At 57.2% G+C, this 21,653-nt stretch carries 20 protein-coding genes; 7 read left to right on the forward strand and 13 right to left on the reverse strand.

The window, feature by feature from the left end:
- Window positions 1-38 precede the first annotated feature (38 nt).
- The 5 genes from nifE (at window position 39) to OLX77_RS02120 (ending at window position 6,016) form a co-directional block, all read left to right on the forward strand.
- Window positions 39-1,376, forward strand: coding sequence for a nitrogenase iron-molybdenum cofactor biosynthesis protein NifE (gene nifE / locus OLX77_RS02100; RefSeq protein WP_307631931.1), 1,338 nt, complete (start codon window positions 39-41; stop codon window positions 1,374-1,376).
- 141 nt (window positions 1,377-1,517) lie between these two features.
- Entirely contained in the window at window positions 1,518-2,876 is a 1,359-nt protein-coding gene (locus tag OLX77_RS02105; protein ID WP_307631932.1) for a nitrogenase component 1, read from the forward strand.
- 212 nt (window positions 2,877-3,088) lie between these two features.
- Window positions 3,089-4,363: a nitrogenase cofactor biosynthesis protein NifB gene (gene nifB / locus OLX77_RS02110; RefSeq protein WP_307631933.1), complete on the forward strand. Its 1,275-nt coding sequence runs from the start codon at window positions 3,089-3,091 to the stop codon at window positions 4,361-4,363.
- Window positions 4,364-4,481: 118 nt separating this feature from the next.
- Window positions 4,482-4,733, forward strand: a complete 252-nt coding sequence (locus tag OLX77_RS02115) for a hypothetical protein (protein WP_307631934.1) — start codon at window positions 4,482-4,484, stop codon at window positions 4,731-4,733.
- Window positions 4,734-4,900: 167 nt separating this feature from the next.
- The gene (locus OLX77_RS02120) at window positions 4,901-6,016 is read left to right on the forward strand and encodes a LeuA family protein (RefSeq protein WP_307631935.1); all 1,116 of its coding nucleotides are present in this window, start codon (window positions 4,901-4,903) and stop codon (window positions 6,014-6,016) included.
- A gap of 56 nt (window positions 6,017-6,072) precedes the next feature.
- Here the strand turns inward: OLX77_RS02120 and OLX77_RS02125 are convergent, their stop codons facing one another.
- The 3 genes from OLX77_RS02125 to OLX77_RS02135 all read right to left on the reverse strand — a co-directional run bounded on the left by OLX77_RS02125 (window position 6,073) and on the right by OLX77_RS02135 (window position 8,662).
- Entirely contained in the window at window positions 6,073-6,792 is a 720-nt protein-coding gene (locus OLX77_RS02125) for a type 1 glutamine amidotransferase (RefSeq protein WP_307631936.1), read from the reverse strand.
- Between the two features lie 137 nt (window positions 6,793-6,929).
- Window positions 6,930-8,261, reverse strand: coding sequence for an ammonium transporter (locus OLX77_RS02130; protein ID WP_307631937.1), 1,332 nt, complete (start codon window positions 8,259-8,261; stop codon window positions 6,930-6,932).
- A gap of 62 nt (window positions 8,262-8,323) precedes the next feature.
- The gene (locus tag OLX77_RS02135) at window positions 8,324-8,662 is read right to left on the reverse strand and encodes a P-II family nitrogen regulator (RefSeq protein WP_307634056.1); all 339 of its coding nucleotides are present in this window, start codon (window positions 8,660-8,662) and stop codon (window positions 8,324-8,326) included.
- A 440-nt stretch (window positions 8,663-9,102) separates the two neighbouring features.
- On the opposite strand from OLX77_RS02135, the gene aat reads away from it, so the two are divergent.
- On the forward strand, window positions 9,103-9,786 hold the full coding sequence (gene aat, locus OLX77_RS02140) for a leucyl/phenylalanyl-tRNA--protein transferase (RefSeq protein ID WP_371877482.1): 684 nt from the start codon (window positions 9,103-9,105) through the stop codon (window positions 9,784-9,786).
- Between the two features lie 8 nt (window positions 9,787-9,794).
- Here aat and OLX77_RS02145 read toward each other — a convergent pair whose 3' ends face one another.
- The 9 genes from OLX77_RS02145 to rsxC all read right to left on the reverse strand — a co-directional run bounded on the left by OLX77_RS02145 (window position 9,795) and on the right by rsxC (window position 18,840).
- Window positions 9,795-10,661, reverse strand: a complete 867-nt coding sequence (locus OLX77_RS02145; RefSeq protein WP_307631939.1) for a glutamate--tRNA ligase family protein — start codon at window positions 10,659-10,661, stop codon at window positions 9,795-9,797.
- Window positions 10,662-10,804: 143 nt separating this feature from the next.
- Entirely contained in the window at window positions 10,805-11,623 is an 819-nt protein-coding gene (locus OLX77_RS02150; RefSeq protein ID WP_307631940.1) for a DUF3786 domain-containing protein, read from the reverse strand.
- Window positions 11,624-11,734: 111 nt separating this feature from the next.
- Window positions 11,735-12,787 carry an FAD:protein FMN transferase gene (locus OLX77_RS02155; protein ID WP_307631941.1) on the reverse strand — a complete coding sequence of 351 codons (1,053 nt, stop codon included), beginning with the start codon at window positions 12,785-12,787 and terminating at the stop codon, window positions 11,735-11,737.
- Window positions 12,788-12,879: 92 nt separating this feature from the next.
- On the reverse strand, window positions 12,880-13,752 hold the full coding sequence (gene rnfB, locus OLX77_RS02160) for an RnfABCDGE type electron transport complex subunit B (RefSeq protein ID WP_307631942.1): 873 nt from the start codon (window positions 13,750-13,752) through the stop codon (window positions 12,880-12,882).
- Between the two features lie 100 nt (window positions 13,753-13,852).
- Window positions 13,853-14,800 carry an electron transport complex protein RnfA gene (locus OLX77_RS02165; protein ID WP_307631943.1) on the reverse strand — a complete coding sequence of 316 codons (948 nt, stop codon included), beginning with the start codon at window positions 14,798-14,800 and terminating at the stop codon, window positions 13,853-13,855.
- 3 nt (window positions 14,801-14,803) lie between these two features.
- Window positions 14,804-15,418: an electron transport complex subunit RsxE gene (gene rsxE, locus OLX77_RS02170; RefSeq protein ID WP_307631944.1), complete on the reverse strand. Its 615-nt coding sequence runs from the start codon at window positions 15,416-15,418 to the stop codon at window positions 14,804-14,806.
- A 122-nt stretch (window positions 15,419-15,540) separates the two neighbouring features.
- Entirely contained in the window at window positions 15,541-16,437 is an 897-nt protein-coding gene (locus OLX77_RS02175) for an FMN-binding protein (protein ID WP_307631945.1), read from the reverse strand.
- Window positions 16,434-17,441 carry an RnfABCDGE type electron transport complex subunit D gene (locus OLX77_RS02180; protein WP_307631946.1) on the reverse strand — a complete coding sequence of 336 codons (1,008 nt, stop codon included), beginning with the start codon at window positions 17,439-17,441 and terminating at the stop codon, window positions 16,434-16,436. Before OLX77_RS02180 ends, OLX77_RS02175 begins: the two co-directional genes overlap by 4 nt.
- 79 nt (window positions 17,442-17,520) lie before the next feature.
- The gene (gene rsxC / locus OLX77_RS02185; protein ID WP_307631947.1) at window positions 17,521-18,840 is read right to left on the reverse strand and encodes an electron transport complex subunit RsxC; all 1,320 of its coding nucleotides are present in this window, start codon (window positions 18,838-18,840) and stop codon (window positions 17,521-17,523) included.
- A gap of 12 nt (window positions 18,841-18,852) precedes the next feature.
- On the opposite strand from rsxC, the gene OLX77_RS02190 reads away from it, so the two are divergent.
- Window positions 18,853-19,248 (forward strand): hypothetical protein, encoded by a 396-nt coding sequence (locus OLX77_RS02190; protein ID WP_307631948.1) that lies wholly within the window; start codon window positions 18,853-18,855, stop codon window positions 19,246-19,248.
- Between the two features lie 25 nt (window positions 19,249-19,273).
- Here OLX77_RS02190 and OLX77_RS02195 read toward each other — a convergent pair whose 3' ends face one another.
- Window positions 19,274-21,583, reverse strand: a complete 2,310-nt coding sequence (locus OLX77_RS02195) for a GAF domain-containing protein (RefSeq protein ID WP_307631949.1) — start codon at window positions 21,581-21,583, stop codon at window positions 19,274-19,276.
- Window positions 21,584-21,653: the final 70 nt, after the last annotated feature.

Consider the following 21,653-nt stretch of genomic DNA (forward strand, 5'->3'; position numbering starts at 1 on the left):
TATACCTTTGCAAATCATAGCACAGGAGTATGAAAGCCATGGAAGCAGCCTTACTGGAACGACAGGATTCGATACACCGCACCGGGGAGGCCCCCTTTGCCATGGACTGCAACAAGGACAGCCTGGCTGGGGCGGTGAGCCAGCGGGCCTGCGTCTTCTGCGGTTCCCGGGTGGTGCTCTATCCCATTGCCGACGCCCTGCATCTGGTGCACGGCCCCATCGGCTGCGCGGTCTACACCTGGGATATCCGGGGCGCGCTCTCCTCCGGCCCGGAGTTGCACCGGATGAGCTTTTCCACGGATATGCAGGAGATTGACGTCATCTTCGGCGGCGAGAAAAAACTCCACAACGCCCTGGTTGAACTCATCGACCGGCACAGCCCCAAGGCGGCCTTTGTCTATTCCACCTGCATCGTGGGGATCATCGGCGATGACATGCAGGCGGTATGCCGCAAGGTGAGCGAAGAAAAAGGGATTCCGGTCCTGCCCGTGCAGTCGGAAGGGTTCAAGGGCAACAAGCGGGCCGGCTACCAAGCTGCCTGCAATGCCATGCGGCAACTGGTGGGCATGGGCGATATCAGCGGAATCTCCAAGTACAGCCTCAATATCCTGGGCGATTTCAATCTCGCCGGGGAGATCTGGCTGATCCGCGAATACTTCAGCCGGATGGGCGTCGAGGTGGTGGCCAATATCACCGGTGACGGCAGGGTGGGAGATATCCAGCGGGCCCACGGCGCCGCACTCAATGTGGTGCAGTGCTCCGGTTCCACCATGGATCTGGCCCGGATGATGGAAAAAGACTACGGGATCCCCTCGTTGCGGGTCTCCTATTTCGGGGTGGAGGACATGGCCGAGTCGCTCTATGCGGTGGCCGAGTTTTTCAAGGATGAAGAGATGATGCAGCGCACCCGGGAGCTGGTCAAGGAGGAGCTTTCCCTGATCATGCCGGAACTCATGCGGTACCGGAAGGCCCTTGCCGGCAAGCGGGCGGCCATCTATGTGGGCGGCGCCTTCAAGGCGTTTTCCCTGGTCAAAGCGTTCCGCACCATCGGCATGCAGGTGGTTATGGTCGGTTCCCAGACCGGGACCCCGGAGGATTATGAAGAGCTGGCCGAGATCACCGATCCGGGCACCATCATCGTCGACGATTCAAATCCCCTGGAGCTCTCCGCCTTTCTCCGGGAAAAGGATGTGGACATCTTTGTGGGCGGGGTCAAGGAGCGGCCCATTGCCTATAAGCTGGGGGTTGCCTTTTGCGACCATAACCACGAGCGCAAGGAGATGCTCGCCGGCTTCAGCGGCATGCTCAACTTTGCCCGCGAGGTCTACTCCTCGGTGATGAGCCCGGTCTGGCGCTTTGTGCCCCGGAAAGAATAGACCCTCACCCCACCCCTCTCCCCGAGGGAGAGGGAGATTCTGCAAAGAAACCGGGTTGAGGCGTCCCTTCTCCCTGGGGGAGAAGGACAGGATGAGGGGGGAGAAGACCTGCCCCGCAAGCGTTAGAAGAGGTTAACCGAGATGACCAAAATGCCCCCCCAGTATGTCTCCACCACCAATGCCTGCAAGCTGTGCAAGCCGCTGGGCGCCAGCCTCGCCTTTCGGGGCGTGGAAGGGGCGGTCCCCTTTCTCCACGGCTCCCAGGGCTGCGCCACCTACATGCGGCGCTATATCATCAGCCATTTCAACGAGCCCATCGACATCGCCTCCTCCTCGCTGGGGGAGAAGAACGCCGTTTACGGCGGCGGCGCGAACCTGAAGCTTGGGTTGAAAAACGTGACGGAGAAGTACCACCCGGCGCTCATCGGCATAGCCACCACCTGCCTCACCGAAACCATCGGTGACGATGTGAAGAGGTTGCTCTTCGAGTACCGGCAGGAGTTTATGCAGGACGGCGGCCCGCTCTTGGTGCAGGTTTCCACCCCGAGCTATTCGGGCACCCATATGGAGGGGTTTCATGCGGCGGTGCGGGCTCTGGTCGAGCAGCTGACCAAGGAGAGCGCACCGAACGGTACGGTGAACATCCTGCCCGGCTTCCTCTCGGCCGCAGACCTCCGGAGCCTCAAAGAGATTGCCTGTGATTGCGGTCTGATTGCCACCGTGCTCCCTGACTTTTCCGAAACCCTCGATGGTCCGGCCCTGCGGGACTATCCCCTGATCCCCGAGGGTGGGACGAAGATCAAGGATATCCAGGCGATGAGCGGCGCCAAGGCAACGGTGGAGTTCGGCTATACCCTGCCGGATCAGCTCTCCGGCGGCGTCCATCTGGAAAAGACTTACAAGGTGCCCCTGCACCGGTTGGGCATGCCGGTGGGCATCCGGGAAACGGACCGGTTTTTCGAGGTGCTGAGCGAGCTTTCCGGCAAGCCCGTGCCGGAGAAGTACAGCATGGCCCGGGGGAGGTTGGTGGACAGCCTGGTGGACGGGCATAAGTACGTGTTCGGCAAACGGGCCGTGGTGTACGGCGAAGAGGATCTGGTCATCGGCCTGACCTCCTTTTTGGCCGAGATCGGGGTACAGCCGGTGCTTTGTGCCTCGGGCGGCACCAGCGGCTCCTTTGTCAAGGCCATCGAAAATGCGGTGACAGGCTTTCCCGTGGAAATGCCCCGAGTGCATGAGGGCATGGATTTCCACGAGATCGGCGAGCTGGCCGCGGAACTCAAACCCGACTTCTTCCTCGGCCACAGCAAGGGTTACCCTCTGGCGCGGGACTTGAATATCCCGCTCATCCGGATGGGCTTTCCCATCCACGACCGGGTGGGCGGCCAGCGGCTGCTGCATATCGGCTACCACGGCGCGCAGCAGCTTTTCGACCTCATCGCCAATGCGATGATCATGGCCAAGCAGGACGGGTCGGATGTCGGATACAGCTATATGTGATGGGGCTTTGGCAACAGCCCTTCGACAGGCTCAGCACGAACGGAAATTTCTCAACGTATTGCTCCGTTCGTGCTGAGCCTGTCGAAGCACAGATTTGAGAAAGGGAAAAAAAGACAAAAGTCTGGGCGCTGAACCGACGGAGGTCGGGTTGCTGTTCGTACCCCGCCCTGTGTGTCCCAGTCTGTCAATTTATAGAAATAAGGGAGAAAATCATGAGCGAGATCCACAAAGACCTGAACAAACATCCCTGCTTTAATCCGGCCATGAAAGGACAGGCCGGGCGCGTCCATCTGCCGGTGGCGCCCAACTGCAATATCAAATGCAATTACTGCGACCGCAAGTACGACTGCGTCAACGAGTCGCGGCCCGGGGTGACCAGCACCATCCTGACCCCCGAGCAGGCCCTGGTCTACATGGGCAAGGTTCTTGAGAAGGAGCCGCGCATCACCGTGGCCGGCATTGCCGGACCCGGCGATCCATTTGCCAATGCGGAAGCGACCATGGAAACCATGCGGCTGATCAATAAAAATTACCCGCAGATGATCCTCTGTCTGGCCAGCAACGGCTTGGCCATCGGTCCCTATATCCCGGAGTTGGCGGAGCTCAACGTCTCCCACGTGACCGTCACCATCAATGCCGTCGATCCGGAGGTGGGCGCCAAGATTTACGGCTGGGTACGCGACGGCAAGGTTGCCTATCAAGGGAGGCAAGCGGCGGAACTGCTGCTCTCCCGCCAGCTGGAGGCGGTCAAATCCCTGAAGGCCCACGGCATCACAGTGAAGATCAACTCTATCCTGATCCCGGGGATCAATGACCGGCATATCCTCAAGGTCGCGGAAACCATGCGGGAATTGGGGGCGGATCTCTTCAACTGCATGGCCATGTTCCCCAATGTGGGCACTCCCTTTGGCACAATCCGCGAGCCGTCCAAGGAGGAGGTCGGCGCGATGCGCACCGAGGCGGAGAAGTTCCTGCCCCAGATGCGCCACTGCACCCGCTGCCGGGCCGACGCGGTGGGTCTGCTCGATCAGGATCGGACCGAGGAGATGCGCGGCTGTCTGTCGGCCTGCGCCCAGCTCCCTGCCCTGCCGCCGGAAATCCGACCCTATGTGGCCGTGGCCACCATGGAGGGGGTGCTGGTCAATCAGCATCTTGGCGAGGCCAATCGCTTCCAGATCTACGAGCGCAAGGGAGATGAGTATCTGCTGGTGGAAGAGCGGCCCGCGCCCAAGGTGAGCGGCGGCCTGCAGCGCTGGACCTCGCTGGCCCGGGCCTTGAACGATTGCCGGGCGGTTCTGGTGAGCAACGTGGGCGAGACGCCCCGCGGGATTCTTGAAAAAGCCGGGGTAAAGCCGGTGGAAATGGGCGGCTTTATTGTGGATGGGGTGAAGGCGATCTACGAAGGCACCAATGTCGCGCCCCTGCAAAAACGAAAGAAGTCATGCGCCTCCGGCGGGTGTGTCGGCTCGGGCGGCGGGTGCTCTTAAAAGGGTAACTGTCCAGCACCACCGCATCTGCGGCAGTGCTGAACAGTTACATTTCTTGGTTTTCTCTCTATTCCGGCATTAAGCTGGATAGTTATAAAAAAACTGAAAGAGGTGATGTATGAAGGCTACCTGGGAAAAGGTGTTTGAGTATTCTTCCATGCCGGTGCAAGGAACCATGTCCCGCAAGCTGCGCAAGGGCTTATCGGTGCAGGTGAACGAAGGCAAGGTGTACGAAAAGGCGGTGATTTTTCTCGGCGAAGAGTTTGTCCGGGTGACGGAAGAGGGGAAAACCGGGCAGACTTTCAACACCTATTACGACTGGACAAAGATCGACTCGGTTCGGACCTGTAGCGCCAAGGAGAAGGAATAACGCGAGACGTTGTCGGCAAAAAGGATTGCACACTACCCTTTGCCCGTTTGCCTCGCGCCCTTTCCAGGCCGAAGTAGACGGGTTTTTTTGCCTACAGCGGTTTACGCTTTTGTTCTATTTCGCCGCGCATTTCTTTAGGCCGGCAAAAGGTATCGGAGATGAGAGACATGGAGCATGTACGAGGTTTAGTGGACAGCACCCTGCGCGAGGGCAGCCAGACGGTGGGCGTTGCCTTTACCCTGGAAGAGAAGCTCTCCCATGCCCACCATCTCGTGCGGGTCGGGATCGAAGAGGTGGAGGTGGGTATCGCCTCCCCGCTGGACAAAGAGCTTCCCTCCTTGGTTGACCGCTGTCGCCGCGAGACAGGGTTGCGCCGCTTAGGACTCTGGTGCCGCTGCCAAGAGGATGATCTTGCCTGCGCTCTGAGATTGGCCCCGGATGTGCTTTCCCTCTCGGTGCCGGTTTCCGATCTGCATATCGCCGTCAAGTTGAAGCTTAAGCGGGCGGCAGTGCTCAAGATGGTGGCCAGGTCGGTCTCTCAGGCACGGACGGCGGTGGAGTATGTTTCCCTCGGCTTGGAGGATGCGACCCGGGCCGACCCGGACTTCCTGCGCGAGGTCGTCACCGTTGCCTGTGCCAACGGGGTGGACCGCATCCGGATCGCCGACACCGTGGGAGTCGCCACCCCCACCACCATTGCTACCCTGGTCCGCGAGCTGCGCCGCAATTTTGAAGTGGAGATCGGGGTGCATATGCACAACGATTTCGGCATGGCCACGGCCAATGCCATTGCCGCCCTGGAAGCGGGGGCCCATTGGGCCGACGTAACTGTCTTGGGACTGGGTGAACGGGCGGGAAACAGCCGACTGGAAGAGGTGGCCGGGTATCTTGCCCTGCAGTGCGGCAGGCCCTATGAGACCACCCTGCTCAAAAGGCTCTCCCGGTTGACCGCGGACTGTTCGGGACGGAAGATCGAGGCACATCGACCGGTGGTCGGCGAGGGAATCTTTGCCTGTGAAACAGGTCTGCACCTTGCCGGAATCGCTAAGGACCCTAAAACCTACGAGCCCTATGAACCGATGCTGGTCGGGGCACGGAGAAAATTATCCTATGGGGCCAAGGTCGGACGGCAGGGCGTAGCCGACCGTTTGCGGGAGTTGGGCTTGTCGTGCCAGGAAGCGGAGCTCTCTCGGCTGGCCGAAACCTTTCGCCGTCAATGCCAGGCCTTGGGCAGACCCCTCCATGATCTGGAGGTGCATCAGCTCGTGGCCGCATACAATTAAACCAGAAAGGGCTTCCGCGGGAAGCCCTTTCTGCCGGGCATTCCGCCACTTCGGTTTCAAGAAATAATTTTCAGATAATCGGCGAAAAAACGGAAAAAATCCTGTTGGATCTGCGCCCGCAACCGCATGGCATCGGCAAGCATATCCGCGGGCCGCACCACCAGGGAGCGAAAAGAAGCCAGCCACTGCCAGTCTTTTTCCAGCCAAGTGGCGATGTCCTCGATCAGGGCAGCCTGGTTGTCAAACTGCATCCCGAGGATATGCGGTCTCTGCGCCAAGGAAAAGGCTTCCACCTGGCACTGTTCCGAGGTGGCAAGCAGGGAAAAATGCTTGGGTAACGGCTCCAGGACCATCTGGCTATGCCATTTAAAGAGGGGGAGAATCTTGGGAAGATTGACGAAGGCCGGATGTTCCCGGCCATTATGGGTCAGATGCCCCTGCACAAACCCGATACTCGGCTTCACATTCGGCCCGACCTGGGCACCCAGGACCGAGGCCAGCAGCTGGTGCCCCAGGCAAAACCCCAGTATCGGCTTATCCGCAGCAATGGCTCTTTTGATAAACCGTTTTTCCTCGACGAGAAAGGGGAACTTTTCCTCCTCATCAACATTGGGCGCCCCGCCCAAAAGGATAATGCCGTTGTAGTCATTGAAATCAGGAATCCAATCCTCCCACACCCTGACCACATCAAAGGCAATCAGGTGGGCGTCCAGCGCAGCCAAGAGCAGCCGGCCGGGTTCTGCCCAGGAAGTATGTTGCAGGATGAGAAATTTCATTGAGACGGTTCCCCTTACAAGTTTGGAGTGACCGGGAAACAAGCCCCCTGATGGTGACGTGAACTCTTCAGGAACCAAGCGGCACGCTGCGACTATGAGAAGGCAGCGTGCCGCTTGTTATTTTACAGAGACTGCAACTACGCCTGCTTGGATCCCATCTGGAAGTCAAAGTAGGAATGGCCACCGTGCTCGGCGATATCAAGCCCTTCCATTTCTTCCTCTTCGGTAACGCGCAAGCCGATGACCGCCTTGATGATTTTGAAGAGGATAAAGCAGGTCCCGAAAGACCAGGCAAAAGCCGTGGCAATACCGATCAACTGGACGCCGACGATGGCAGAAGTTGCCCCTTCGATATTGAAAAGACCCGCAGCCAGGGTGCCCCAAGCGCCGCAGACACCGTGGACGGAAACCGCGCCGACCGGATCATCCACGCCAATCCTGTCAAAGAAAAGAACCGCAAGAACCACGAGCACTCCGGCGATGGCGCCAATCACGATGGAACTGCCCGGGGTAACGTTGGCGCAGCCGGCGGTAATCCCAACCAGCCCGGCCAGGGCGCCGTTCAGACTCATGCCGATCTCTGCCTTCTTGAAGATAATCCAAGAAGTGAGCATGCCCATAATACAGCCTGCCGCAGCAGCCAGATTGGTGTTGACAAAGATCATGGCGATATCCTTGTTGCCTGCGGTGGTGGATCCGGGATTGAAGCCGAACCAACCAAGCCAGAGGATAAAGACGCCCACGGCGGCCATGGGGATGTTATGCCCGGGAATAGCGCGGGGCTTGCCATCTTTCCCGTATTTCCCGAGGCGCGGCCCAAGCACGATGGCCCCGGCCAGGGCTGCCCAGCCGCCGATGGAATGCACCACGGTTGAGCCGGCAAAATCGATGAAGCCCATTTTTTCCAGCCAGCCGCCGCCATGAAAGAGGCTGCCCCAGGCCCAGCTGCCGAAGATCGGATAGATAAAGGCCGAGATCACCGCGCTGTAGAGCAGGTAGCTGACAAATTTAGTCCGCTCGGCCATGGCCCCGGAAACAATGGTCGCGGCCGTAGCGGCAAACACACACTGAAACATCCAGAAAGCCAGAACCCAGGGGTCACCGCCCACGGTGAAGTCACTGAGCATGAAGCCGGTGGTGCCGAACCAGCCCGTGGTGGTCACGCCGAACATCAGCCCGAAACCGACGAGCCAGAAGGCAATTGAGCCCACAGCAAAATCCATCAGATTCTTCATCATGATGTTGATTGCATTCTTCGCCCGGGTGAAACCTGCCTCAACCATGGCAAAACCTGCCTGCATGAAGAAAACCAGGGCAGCTGCCACCAGGGTCCAGACATAATCGAGATGGGTCTGCACCCCCTTAATGGCCTCGGCATTTGAAGCGATGGTCGGCACAGCTTCCTCCGCCCCAAAGGCGATGGCCGGGACAGCCAGCAAAGCCAGGGCCAGCAGTAATTTCTTTTTCATTTTCACTCCTCCTTAAATCTCTCATTACGGAAGGCCTGCCCGGCCTCCGTTCCTTAGCCCTGTTAGATTGCCTCTTTCCCCGTCTCACCCGTTCTGATCCGGCAGACAGAATCAACCGGCAGGACAAAAATCTTGCCATCCCCGATCTTGCCTGTCTTGACGGTTTCGACGATTTTGGCAACCACTTGCTCCACCTTCTCCGCCGCCACTACGATCTCAACCTTGACCTTGGGGATGAAGTCCACCACATACTCGGCCCCACGGTAGATCTCCGTGTGGCCCTTTTGCCTGCCGAACCCCTTCACCTCAGTGGCCGTCATCCCCAAGACCCCGATATCAGCCATGGCTGCCTTCAGATCATCCAGCTTGAACGGCTTGATAATCGCCTCAATTTTTTTCATCACGCATTCCTCCTTGTGCCAGAACTCTTTATGAAAATGTTCCACCGTCACCGGCGATGTGCTACAATTTGATTATTGTTTTTACAAGGAATGTGCCACCTCGCTAAAAAAACACAAAAAAACAGACAACGTCTTGATATTAAATAATTTTTCATACAACTATCGGGCCTGCTTGTTTTCAAAAAAAACACATAATTGTTTTATTTTTTGTCATGGTCATCTTTTTTATTACACATTTGTAGTCATCTGGCAGGGTGTCCGCACAGAGGGGAAGGGAAAACAATGGCCATCTTTGACCATGTTCGTGATGTGCTCGAGTCGAACTCCGCCGCCGGAAAAACAATCCCGCCTTTTTACGAAAGGACCATTACAAAAAAGGAATGGCCGGGCCAGCGGACGATTACGGGCACAATTCCTTCCGTCACTCGGACACCTTGGCCATGCCTGTTTTTCAACTGAACGAAAATTTACTTTTTCCGCCTCCGGCCCTTGCCCGGGAAGACGGTCTGCTGGCGGTAGGCGGCGACCTCTCGGTGCCGCGTTTGCTTCTCGCCTACCAGAACGGCATTTTCCCCTGGTACTCGCCCGGCGACCCGATCCTCTGGTGGTCGCCCAGCCCCCGCCTTGTCCTGATCCCGGAAGAATTTCATCTGCAAAAACGCTTAGCCCGCACCATCCGGCAGCACCGTTTCGAGATCACCTTTGACACCGATTTCGCCGCGGTTATTCGCGCCTGCGCCCAAACCCGCACCAGCAAGGGAGAAGGCACCTGGTTGGACGAAACGATGATCGAGGCATACTGCCGGCTGCATGCTCTGGGCTACGCCCATTCGGTGGAATGTCGTCAGAAAGGGGAACTGGTCGGCGGCTTGTACGGGGTAGCGCTGGGAGGGGTGTTTTTCGGGGAATCCATGTTCAGTGTGGTGCGCGACAGCTCAAAGGCAGGATTGGCCGCCCTGGTTGAGCGGTTGCGAGGATGGGATTTTGCGATGATTGATTGCCAGGTCGGCACCGGCCACCTGCAGCGATTGGGGGCCAGGGAGATTTCCGGAGAGGAGTTTTCCGCCCGGCTGGCGGACGCGCTGGAGATGGCACCCCACCAAGGCAGATGGAGCACCCCCTAAAAAAGCGCTCAAACCGTTTGGCAAAATTTGCGGAGCAGATCCTCAAGGGTAACAATGTCGGCCGGATCCAGCCCTGCCTGCCGTGCCACGACCCGATACACCTGCGCCGAGGAAACCCCTGTCTCCCGCAGGGCGGCAAGGGAGAGGGCATCGTCCGACTTGGAGAGCTTTCGGCCATCCTCACCCCGGATGAGCGGGTGATGGAGGAAGCGGGTTGCCGCAAAGAGATTGTCCCCATGCAAGCGGGCAAGAAAAAGCTGGGCAGCGGTGGAGGCGAGGAGATCCTGACCGCGGACAATGCAATTGATCCGGTCATCAAGATCATCGACCAGACTGACCAGTTGATAGGCGGGAAGATCCTCCTTCCGCCAGAGCACAAAATCCCCCATCTCCTTGCACAGGGCGACCTCCTGCCCCTCCACCCGGAACACGCTCCCCTCCGAAACCCGCACCCGGAGCGCCTCTCCCGGCATAGGCCCTCCGGCGCGGCTCCGGCAGAACCCAGGATACACCCCATCCACCGCGTGTTCCCTGATCTTGCTCCGCGAGCAACCGCAGGGATAGAGATGCCCGAGGCGGTCAAGTTCGGCCAAAAATTCACGGTACCGCTCCAGCCGAAGCTGCTGGGAAAACCGGCGACAAAAATCATCCGGGCCGGTCGGGCCCTCATCCCAGGTAAGCTTGAGCCAATCGAGCTGGCGGAAGATATCCTCAAGATATTCCTGCTTGGCGCGAAGGCAATCGGCGTCATCGATGCGCAGCCGCAACGTGCCGCCCGCCTTGCGCACCATCAGCCAGGTGAGGATAAAATTGACCGCGTTGCCGAGATGGAGCAGGCCGCTGGGGGTGGGAGCAATGCGGGAACGGAGCATCATGTGCATTCTCTAACTAATGACGGGTAAGCCCAAAAGTAAACGGCCACAGGGTGCCGCAGATGCAAGGAAGAGGCCTGCGAAGTGTGCAATTGCACATAAGCAGACCGATGACGCGGCAGATGCGGTGCCATGTGGCCGTTTACTCAGAAGAGCTTGCCGTCTCGGCTGTGCCGGAGAATGAGCTGGCGAAACATCTCGATAATGCCACGGGCCAGCAGGTTGACGGATTGGGCATTGATATTCTCGCCGGCCGTCCGGTCGAGCAGGATGTTCAATTTTGAGGGAAACCCCTCTTCCGGCTCCCAGTAGTTGATCAAAAAAGGCACCTTGGGCAGGGGCAGGATCACGAGAGAATGGTCCGCCCCTCCGGACAGGGTTGCCGGTTTTGCCCCGAAAAGGTGGAGCATCTCAAAAACCAGATCGCTGTGGGCATCGGCCAGCTGCCGCAAAGGTTCTTCGCAGCGGTGGCTGAAGTATTGGCTCCACTCCGAGGCGCCGGGCAAGGTGCTGTATGGGACCCACTCGCCCAGGGGTTCCTTGCCCTGACATACAATAACATAATGGAGCAGGGGAACATAAACCCAGTGATTGAGATGGCATTCGGAAACCATTTCTCCCGCCGGGGTGATAATAAAATCCTTCCCCAGAGAGTTGATCGCCAGATTCCCATCCACCAGCCTCGCGCCAAGACACGGGGCACGGAGAGAAAAATCAAGCCCGGCCACTTGCTGCTGCAGCTGGCTGATGGCCTGCTGATGGTCGTCTTCCAGGGAGCGGCGCTGGACAATATTCTGGCTCAGCCGAGCCATGGCGGCAGGGTCGAGATAGGGACAGGCAACCAGCTTTTTTTGTCCCTGGAGCACAGCAGCGGCAAAAGCCATGCAGGACGGAACCCCGCACTCGCCGCAATTGGTCTTGGCCAAGGCACCATAGATCTCCAGAGGATTTTTTATCTCGGACATGCGCTGTGCTTCTCGAAAAAATTCATATTTTCAATCGCTCCGTTTTACACCGCCCATAAAAAAAGAGGCCGCCAGGCCCCTTTTTCACACGCAGCCTGTCACCCAAAACAATCAGGCAAGCTTGTTCCAGCTTGCGGATTTCTTGAAACCGCCATCCTGGGCAACGACAAAACATTCGCAGCCCGGCAGACTGTCGGCAAAACGAATCCCATCAGCGGGCGACATAACCATGATCCCGGTGGCCAGGGCATCGACATCCATAACCGAAGCCCCCTTCACCGTCACGCTGGTAGCAAGCCTCGGGGAATGGCCGGTTTGGGGGGTGACGATGTGGTGGAACATTTTCTCCCGGTCATAAAACACCTCATAGCTGCCGGAGGTGGAGATGGCCCCGGTACCCATGGCCAAGACCTCGGGATAGGCTTTCTGCTTGGCCGGATCCTGGATGGCCACGGACCAGGGCTTGCCCTTGGCTGCCGTCCCGCTGGTGCGGATATCACCGCTGCAGTTGATGAGATGATTGGTGATCCCCTTGTCCACAAGCAGCGCGGAAACCCGGTCAACGATATAGCCGGGAGCGATACCGTCCAGGGTGATACCCATGCCCTGCTTGGCAAAAGAGATGTCGCCGCCCGCAAAGCGAATATGCTCGGAACCGACCTTCGGCAGGAGTGCACTGATCTCCGCCTCCGAGGGTTTCACCCCGGCAGCGAAACGATCCTGGTAGAGATCGATCAGAGGCTTGACCGTAATATCAAAGGCTCCGCCGCTCGTCCGGTGATGATACAGAGAGCGGGCCACAACCTCGAGAAGTTCGGGCGGCGCCTTGGGCAAAACCCCGGTACTGTTGAGCTGCGATACCGGAGTGCTGGAATCATGGCGGCTCAACAGCTTGCCCAACCGATCAATTTCCTCCCAGGCAAGACCAATGGCGTTTTCCGCCTCATCCCGTGAGGAATGGATGGCGGTAATGGACAAAAAAGAACCCATGGAAAGCCTGGTCGAAGAGACCTTGTACTCCTTGGGGCCGAAAAGTATCGCCTCAGCCCGGGCAGCAGGCAGCAGGGCCACAGTGGCAGCGCCAAGACCAAGAAGGCCGGAGAGCTTTAACAAGGATCTTCTCTGCTGATTGCACGGGTGCGGCATGGTCGATTTATTCTTCATTGTTTCCCTCTCTCAAGGCGATAAAAAAAGGATTGGGGGAGACTCCCCTTTCGCCCTTCACTTTAAACTTTTCACGCATCATTTTTCACGATCTAGGAAGCCATCTTCAGCCCTTCCGGCTGACGGGCAATTGCCGCTCTCCCCTCATATTTCCGCATGATATTGCGGGGACATTTTTCCACACAGATCTCCTGGCATTCCGCACCATAGGCGATGCATTTCGGGTGATCGACAACGATCAACCCGTCGGTATACGCAACGGCTTCGGCCGGACATTTCTTCACGCACATCTGACAGGAGATACAGCCCACCTCGCAGACCTTGCGGACATTCTTGCCAAGATCCTTGGTGGAGCACGGCACATACACCCTGGCCTTGAGGCTCATGAGTTCGATAACCCGCTTGGGACAGGCGCGGACGCAAGTGCCGCAGGCCACACACTTGTCGGGGTTCACCACCGGAAAGCTGTCCACCATGGTAATGGCATCAAAGGGACAGCTCGCGGCGCATTCACCGAGACCGATACAGGAATAGTTACAGGATGACGGCCCGCCGAAACCGAGATTGGCCGCGGTGCAGGAGGCAAAGCCAATATACTCATGCTTGTGGCTGACCCGCCCTTCCTTGCGGGAACAGCGAACCAGGGCGATCATATCCTCTAGCTCCGCCATCTTCTTGCCGGTGAGGAGGGCCACCCGCTCGGCAACCTTTTCCTTGCCGGGATAACACAGATTGGGCGGGACTTCCGGATTGGTGACCACCGCGATGGCGTATCCCTCGCAGCCGGGATAACCGCAGCCGCCGCACTGGGCGCCGGCCAAAGACTCCAGGACCTCTTCGATCAGGGGGTTTGCCTCAACCGCGAATCTATGCGCCGCCAGGGCCAGGCCTATGCCGAAGAAGAGGCCGATGCAGCCCAGAAGAGCGATGCCCCCCAGGGCGAGTTTTACTAATGCTGGATCCATTTACACACCTACCCCACGTAAACCGCAGAAAATTATTCCTAAACCACCAAGCCGTTACAGGAGAACATCTTGCAAAAACGAGGTTCTTGCCTAACGGCTCCTAAAAAAGAGTGAGCCCGGAGAATCCGAGAAACGCCAGGGCAAACTGTCCGGCAACAATAAAGGCAATGGGCACGCCCTTGAAGGTCGTCGGAATATTGGCCAGCTCCATCCTCTCCCGCACCGAACTCATCAGATAGAGGGCCAGAAGAAAGCCGCCACCTGCCCCCAGGGCAAGCATGAAGGACTCGAGAAAATTGTATTCGTTGTCAGCCAAGATCAGCGGCACCGCGATGATCACGCAGTTGGCGATAACCAGCACCAGATAGACGCCGAAGGCATTGAACAGGGCGGGGTTCACCTTGCGCAACACCGTGTCCACCGCCTGGACGGTGAGGGAGACCAGGCCGATGAAGACCACGATCTGGAGAAAATTCAGGTCATAGGGCTTGAGGATGAACTGATAAAAAAACCAGCTCATGATGGCGCTGACCACGATGACCATGGTGAAGGTGAGCCCCATGCCCTTGGCGGTATCCTTTCGCTTGGAGGTGCCGAAAAAGACGCAAAGGCCGAGATACTTGGTGAAAACAAAGTTGTTGATCAAAAGCGCGCTGACCAGAATGGAAAGCAGGTAGCCGAGATAGGGCTTCATCACCTTAAAGGTCGCCGCCGCCCCGCTTTCGTCGAGACTCTTGATGGTGACCACATGGGGCAGCCTGGCGTTGAGCGGCTCCTTAAAACTCAGGGTGGCGGTTTTCTGGTCATCGGCAAGAACGACCTTCGCCAGCTCCAGCTTGATGTCCGGATCCTGCTCCTCGTACACCTGGTAGTTTGCCGGATCCTCAACCACCGCCCGATCCACGGGTGCAGCAAAGGTGACAACCATCTCGTTCTTCGCCTTGCCGAAGGACTTTCCGGCAATCAATTCCTGGGCCTGCGCCGGAAGCGGCAGGCTCAGGAGCAGAACGAGAGAAAGCAGTATCCGTTTGATCGTAATTGTCTTCATGGTTCAGGCCCGTTTGGCTCGCTTGTAGACTATCTCGATATAGTTGAAAAAGGCCATCATCAGGCCGACACAGAAGAACCCGGCAAAAGGAAGGACGAAGAACAAGAGCGGCTTAAAGCCCAGCACGTCGTAGCCGAGCAGGGTGCCCATGCCCAACAGCTCGCGGACAAAGCCCAGGGCCATCATCCCGAACATAAAGCCCAGCCCCATGCCGATGCCGTCCCAAAACGAGGCGTTGACGCTCTCCTTACTGGCGAACATCTCCAAGCGCATGGTGATGATGGCGAAGGCCACGATGAGTTTGATGAAGATGCCCATCTTGGCGTAGGCCTCGGGCAGGTATGCGGCGAGAACCATGTCGATGACCGTTACCCAGGTGGCGATGGTCAGGGTGTAGGTTGGGATCCGGATCCGGGGATGGATGACGTTCTTGAACAGGGCAATGGTGCAGCTCGAACAGACCTGAACAAAGAGCACGGCAATCCCCAGCATGAAGCCGTTCATCACCGTGGTGCTGATTCCCACCGCCGGGCACATGGAAAGCACCAGCCGGAAGATGGGGTTCTCGTTCAGGATCCCGTTGACCACCAATTGCAGGTTTGTTTTATCAGTCGCCACTGTCACATTCTCCGTCTACTAAGCCGTCGTTCAAAAATAACTTGAACAATGGTGACTCCGTGAACGGCATAAAGAGCCGTACCGAAGGGCCTAAGAAACTACAGGTTATTTCGTAACGGCTCCTAAAAAGGGACCGCGATATGCTGTTCAACCAGAACCCGGTCCAAAATCGCCAGCCGGTAAGCGAATTTCTTCACCATCGCCTTGACCCCGTTGGTCACGGAGCGGCTTGAGATGGTGGCGCCGGTGAGGGCGTAGATGTCGTTATCCTTGTACTGCTCCTGGATACGGGCCACCTCTTCCGCGTCGAGACCGTTCTTCTCGGTCTCCAATCCCTTGCGGTACTCCTCGGGCAGAGGGGTTTTCACGACCTCCAGCTTCTTCACCGTTTCAAGCGGCTTGCCCTTGAACTGGTTCTTGAAATACTCTTGGTCAATCTCCGCGCCCAGACCCGGATCTTCTTCATGCTCCATGATATCCAGACCGAGGATGGAAAAATTCGGATCAAGGGCCAGCATGGCGCCGATGAAGGTCTTGAAGCCGGGGAACCTGCCGGGCAGGAGATAGGCCATGCGCTTGCCGTCGTTGGTGACCACGATGGTCTGGTCGGCGTAACGCAGCGATTTCTCCGCGCCGATGGCCGCGGCAATCGCCGGGGTGCGCTCACCCTCCTCGACTGCCTTTTCCGGAGAAATGGCCACTGGCGTCTGGCCGACAAACCCGCCCGTCAGATCGATGGTCACAAAGGAAAATGTTCCGTCTTGCAGGGGCAGGAGATAGCCCATGCCCAAAGCCTCGCCTTCGCCGACGAGGTAGCGGTACACCTCATGCATGGCCACGCTTTCCGGAGCCGGATTCTTTTCCGAATACCCCAACAGGCTGAGCATGACCTTCTGCTCGTTGACATGGATATTGTGTTTCTTCGCCTTGTTGGTGAGGATGAAGGCAGTACCCATGACCAGCCCGGCCAGCAGACAGGCCACGGTCAACCGGAAGATAATGGTGAGGATGTTCTTCATTTGCCACCTCCCTGGAGAGGCGCAAACCGCTTGGGCTTAAAAAATCCGTCCAGCACCGGGCTCACCGGATTCATGAGCAGGATGGCGTAGCAGATCCCCTCGGGATAACCGCCCTTGAGACGAATCAACACGGTGAGCGCCCCCACCCCAACCCCGTAAATAAGCTGGGAGGTCTTGGTGGTCGGGCAGGTGACGTAGTCGTTGGCCATGAAAAAGGCCCCGAGCAAGGCGCCGCCGGAAAGCACGGCCAGCAGCGGATCGCCGCTAAACAGGCTCTCGCCGCCGAAGCACCAGGAAAGCAGGGCGATGGTACCGATGACCGAAACCGGGATATGCCAGGTGATGTAGCCGCGATAGAGCAGATAGAGCCCGCCCAGAACGATGAGCAACCCCGAGGTTTCGCCGATGGAGCCGGGCCGCCAGCCGAGGAAAAAATTGGTATAGAGGTTGGCCCCCACGCCGAATTGATCGCTGAAGACAGCAAGCCCCTGGGTCTTGAGCACGGCCAGCGGGGTGGCGGTGGCAATGGCATCGATGGGGGTGCCGAGATAGGAAAAGATCGCCAGATCGGAGAGCGGCGGCAGCCAGGCCGAGGTCATGGCCACCGGAAAGGTAGCGAGGAGAAAGGCCCGTGCCAACAGGGCCGGATTAAAGATGTTGTAGCCGATCCCGCCCAGCAGATGCTTGCCGATGGCGATAGCCATGACCGCGCCCAATATGGGCAGCAGTGGCGATACCCCGGGCGGGATGACAAAGGCGATGAGCATGCCGGTGATCACCGCGCTGCCGTCGGTAATGGTGATTTTACGGCCCATGGCCTTCTGGGTTGCGGCCTCGACCGCCACGCAACTCGCCACGCTGACTGCGGTGATGAGCAGGGTCTGGATGCCGAAGATAAATACGGAAAGTACCAGGGGCGGCACCAGGCAGGCCACCACGGTCCACATGATTTTTTCAACCGACTCGCCGCTCTTCACATGGGGGGAAATGGAAACCTTCCACAACCCTTGTGGCGTGTTGGGCAGCTGGGTATCTGAAGCGTGCTCGTTAATGGCCGTTCTCCTTCGATTACATTCTAAAAAATCAACGCTTGGCCTTCATCTTGGCCAGCCGGATGAACTGGACCAAGGGGCGTTTTGCCGGGCAGACATAGGCGCAGCAGCCGCACTCGAAACACTCGAATACCCCGAATTGCCCGGTATCCTGCGGCCGACCCGCCTCCACATAGAGGGCGATCTCCTTGGGCTCTAACCCCATGGGGCAGGCGTTAAGGCACCAGCCGCAACGGATGCATTGGGAATGGGGGGTGGTGTCGATCTCATCCTCGGCGAGAAACAGCACCGAAGAGGTGGTCTTGGTCACCGGGATGTCGAGACTGGATACGGCAAAGCCCATCATCGGGCCGCCCATGACGATCTTGGCAAGCTCAGGTGTTACCCCGCCCAGGTACTCGACGATGTCGCTGACCTTGGTTCCCACCTTGACCAACAGGTTGGCGGGCCGCTTGATCCCCTTGCCGGAGATGGTCATCACCTTCTCGTACAGGGGCTTGGACAGCACCACCGCATCGTAAATCGCCCTGGCGGTGCTGACATTGTGGACCACCACCCCCACCGCGGAAGGCAGGGCAAAACCGGGAACCTTGCGTCCGGTGATGGCCTGAATGAGCTGCTTTTCCGAGCCTTGCGGGTACTTGACCTGCAAGGGCTGGACAACAACGGTGTGTTCCGGGGTGGAGGCGGCGGCTGCCGCCTCGGTCATGGTCTTGATGGCGTCGGGCTTGTTGTTCTCGATGCCGATGAAGCATTTCTTGATGCCGAGGATCTTGAGGATCACCAGAGCGCCCTCGACGATCTCCTGGGCCCGTTCCAACATCTGGCGATGATCCGCGGTGATGTACGGTTCGCATTCCGCGCCGTTTAAGATCAGGGTATCCACCGGATTGTCCGGCGGAGGGGAGAGCTTGACATGGGAAGGAAAGCCCGCGCCGCCGATACCGATGACCCCGGCCGCATGCACCTTGGCCAGCAGCTCTTCCTTGCTGAGCTTCTGCCAGTCGCAACGGCTATACTGCACCGGCAATGCTTCTGTATCGGTCTGGATGGTAATGGAGGGAGCGGAAACGCGCATGGGGTGACCGGACATGCCGAAACCCTTAATGGTTCCGGTTACCGGGGCGTGGAGAGGAACCCCGAGCCCCTTGGTCACCTCGCCGATGAGGCCGCCTTCCAGCACTGCATCTTTGGGGGTCACCGTGGGGGTGCATGGCGCGCCGATATGCTGGCCAAGAATAATCTCTAGCTCGTCGGGCACGGGCATTACCTCGATGGCGAGGTTCGCGGTCAGGCCCTTTGATGCAGGCGGATGCACACCACCTTTTGGGAAGGTCAATAAGGATGACATGTCACATTCTTCATGGGGGTTCTCGGCACGCAGGGTCACGCACAACATACCGAATTTAATCCGATTTCAAACAACAGGGTTTCAACGGAAGCAGACGATGCATGCTGCACCGAGAGGGATTTGATTATTCCTTTTGTCTTTTTTTGTCAAGGGAAAATGGCCCGATTCGAAGACCTGCCCGAACTGGGCCAGGACCTGAGACCCGACATAAGATTCAACGGAAAAACGCATTCTCCGGTAGGCTTCACCCAGGCACTGGCCCACTTTTATCTGCGCAACAAAGTGAATACCGAAAAGACAAACATTTCCGCCTCTATCGTTTTCATTTCCGCCAGACTGAAATTTAAGAAAAGCAAAAGGCTACAAGAAGATACAAATCCCTTCGGCCCTGTCCTTCATTTCCCCTAAAAAATACTTCTTCAACGATTCAATATTATTGATGAATAACTTCCGGCAAACCGACCGAAGGTGAAATATAGGACTCCCTTGTCCCTCTCGAAGCTAAAGGCCCAAACAATTTTTGCGCCGTAACAGCAATTTTCTCCCCTTGATGCAGAATTCTTTCAACCAAGGCAATCTGGTCATCCTTCCAACTCCCCTCGTGACCAAAATCAAGAAGCATCTGGGCATAATTGATAATGCCATTACTTTGATTGTTTATCTCATTACCAACATCGCCAGCGACTTCGACCAGGGCGGCCATCTGCAAGGAAGAGGTTCCCGCTTCTGCACACGTCCCCGTATCCCTGCCCAGGTCGTGGGCAACAAAAAGCACCCGGTCTTTTTCTTTCGGTAAAACTGCCAGTGGAGCAAGGGTTATTCGGTATTGCCCTGCGAGATTATCAAATTCCGCATCAAAATTCGTTGCCTCCTGTTTTCTGAGGGAAAACTCCAACAAATGGGCCTTGCTCTTCGATCTGGACCGATAGAGCAGATCAAGAATGTTCCGGGTATCTCCCCCAATTGTGCTCATGCCAAGGGCACCTCTTCCTGCGCCGTTTATTTCAAGAATTTCTCCCTTAGGGGAAACAACCGCGACAATATCCGGCAGAGAGTCTAAAACATGGCTGTGTTGCGCTTGGCTGGCGGCAAGGGCCGCGGCAAGCCTTTTCTGTTCGGTTACATCTGCAAACAGGCAGAGAATGTTGCCCCCTTCCCAGGCTGGATTTTCCTGGTAATGGTACGAGAAATGCAAAATTCGCTCTTTTCCTCCTTTCCCGCCGACTATGGTTGCAACCCCTTCAACCTCAGGAGTTGCCTGAACATGCTCCAAAAACCGGGCAAATTCCCTTTTCAGGCCTGCACGTTCTTCCGGGAGGGCAAAATCAAACCAGGTTTTCCCCAGCATCTGCTCGGGCTCCTTCCAGAAAAAACGTTGACTGTCGGCGTGGATGACAAGGACAGCCCCCTCGGGCGAAAGCGTTACAGCCCCGTATTGAGACTCTTGGAGCAACAGGGTGTTCATCGCCTCCTTCTGCGTCGCCTCCTTTTTTACTTGCAAAAAATGGAGAGCAAAAGCAACATCGTTGGCCATCTTGTCAAGCAAGGAGATTTCTTCACCCGCAAAACTATCTTGCATTGTGGAATAAAGGGTAATGACTCCCATCATTTTCTGTCTCCAAATCAAGGGAACGGAAATGCAGTTGGCATACCCCTCCGCTAAAATGGTGCCGTTGAGATGACCCTCGGGGATGTCCGCGAGAATATCGAAATCCACCACGGGTTTGCCTTGCCTGAAAGCTCGAAGCGATGATTCCAACTTCTCCCCCTCACCTTTTGCCTCACTCAGCAAAAAAGCAAGGCAAAGCTCTCCTGGCTTTCTGTTCATAATAACAGGGAGTCCTTCCGTCAAAGCAGGCATCAGGGTCTGTCCGTCCTTATCCGGAACGCTGATCGCCACCATGCAGTAGTTTTTACCGAACAATAAAGCGCTGCAAACCTTCTCAAACAAATCGTCAACGGACTCAGCGGTGGTGCTAGCCAGCCCCGCCCGATGCACGGAGTAAAGAATTTCGTTGCGTTTACCGAGGTGACTGGATTCCTGCATCTGGTAGACAAGCAAATTCTGGAATGACTGCCCGAGATTGGCGACTTCGCTGGCAAGACCTCGTTCCGGCAAAGAAATATTCTTACGCACCCCATCACCAACCCCCTTGACCTGTCGGACAAGGTCCACCAGGGGAACGATAACGGTCCGGTGACCCAAGGCCAAGATAGTAACTATAAAGAAAACGACAAGAGCCAGAACTCCTGTGACGATATACTGAAAGCCTGATATCTTCCGCTTTGAATGGCTGGCGACAACACGGTCAAACAGAGAGAGCCGCTCTTCGGCAGCGCGCATTTTCTCATTAATCTGTCCGGCTGCCTGCACACTGATGCCGTCCCTTGCCGCACGCTGAAGGAGGGCGAGAGTCTCCTGCATGTCCAAATGGCTGATTACAGTTCTTCGATATTCCTCCGGAATACGGCTGCTTTCTATTGTCTTCGCGAAATCGCCCTGAAAATCGTTCAGCTCCGCAGTACTGCGAGCCATAAGCTCCGGGTTGCCACTGATAAGGGCATTGATGGTCTGTTCACGAATGGCGCCATATTTTGCCACCATCTTTTGGCTCTGCTCGAGCAGCGCGTCATATTCCTTCTGCAGCTGATGATGTCGATAGCCAAGCAGCAGGAGACTGCCAAGAATTACGATAAGGGCAATGGAGATTGTGGAGATGGACTTTCTCAGTTTGATAGCCATTGCAACCTCACAGGAAAAAATGTTGGGTGCGAATCCGGGCCGACCCGGCGTTTTGCAACTGCTTCAATCA

Origin of the sequence: Thiovibrio frasassiensis (genome assembly GCF_029607905.1) — a bacterium.
In the GTDB taxonomy this organism is placed as follows: domain Bacteria; phylum Desulfobacterota; class Desulfobulbia; order Desulfobulbales; family Desulfurivibrionaceae; genus Thiovibrio; species Thiovibrio frasassiensis.

Excerpts from the sequence above, each read along its gene's own strand:
- nifE (WP_307631931.1), top strand. The coding sequence starts at position 39 with ATGGAAGCAGCCTTACTGGAACGACAGGATTCGATACACCGCACCGGG.
- OLX77_RS02105 (WP_307631932.1), top strand. The coding sequence starts at position 1,518 with ATGACCAAAATGCCCCCCCAGTATGTCTCCACCACCAATGCCTGCAAG.
- nifB (WP_307631933.1), top strand. The coding sequence starts at position 3,089 with ATGAGCGAGATCCACAAAGACCTGAACAAACATCCCTGCTTTAATCCG.
- OLX77_RS02115 (WP_307631934.1), top strand. The coding sequence starts at position 4,482 with ATGAAGGCTACCTGGGAAAAGGTGTTTGAGTATTCTTCCATGCCGGTG.
- OLX77_RS02120 (WP_307631935.1), top strand. The coding sequence starts at position 4,901 with ATGGAGCATGTACGAGGTTTAGTGGACAGCACCCTGCGCGAGGGCAGC.
- OLX77_RS02125 (WP_307631936.1), bottom strand. The coding sequence starts at position 6,792 with ATGAAATTTCTCATCCTGCAACATACTTCCTGGGCAGAACCCGGCCGG.
- OLX77_RS02130 (WP_307631937.1), bottom strand. The coding sequence starts at position 8,261 with ATGAAAAAGAAATTACTGCTGGCCCTGGCTTTGCTGGCTGTCCCGGCC.
- OLX77_RS02135 (WP_307634056.1), bottom strand. The coding sequence starts at position 8,662 with ATGAAAAAAATTGAGGCGATTATCAAGCCGTTCAAGCTGGATGATCTG.
- aat (WP_371877482.1), top strand. The coding sequence starts at position 9,103 with ATGCCTGTTTTTCAACTGAACGAAAATTTACTTTTTCCGCCTCCGGCC.
- OLX77_RS02145 (WP_307631939.1), bottom strand. The coding sequence starts at position 10,661 with ATGATGCTCCGTTCCCGCATTGCTCCCACCCCCAGCGGCCTGCTCCAT.
- OLX77_RS02150 (WP_307631940.1), bottom strand. The coding sequence starts at position 11,623 with ATGTCCGAGATAAAAAATCCTCTGGAGATCTATGGTGCCTTGGCCAAG.
- OLX77_RS02155 (WP_307631941.1), bottom strand. The coding sequence starts at position 12,787 with ATGAAGAATAAATCGACCATGCCGCACCCGTGCAATCAGCAGAGAAGA.
- rnfB (WP_307631942.1), bottom strand. The coding sequence starts at position 13,752 with ATGGATCCAGCATTAGTAAAACTCGCCCTGGGGGGCATCGCTCTTCTG.
- OLX77_RS02165 (WP_307631943.1), bottom strand. The coding sequence starts at position 14,800 with ATGAAGACAATTACGATCAAACGGATACTGCTTTCTCTCGTTCTGCTC.
- OLX77_RS02175 (WP_307631945.1), bottom strand. The coding sequence starts at position 16,437 with ATGAAGAACATCCTCACCATTATCTTCCGGTTGACCGTGGCCTGTCTG.
- rsxC (WP_307631947.1), bottom strand. The coding sequence starts at position 18,840 with ATGTCATCCTTATTGACCTTCCCAAAAGGTGGTGTGCATCCGCCTGCA.
- OLX77_RS02190 (WP_307631948.1), top strand. The coding sequence starts at position 18,853 with ATGGGGGTTCTCGGCACGCAGGGTCACGCACAACATACCGAATTTAAT.
- OLX77_RS02195 (WP_307631949.1), bottom strand. The coding sequence starts at position 21,583 with ATGGCTATCAAACTGAGAAAGTCCATCTCCACAATCTCCATTGCCCTT.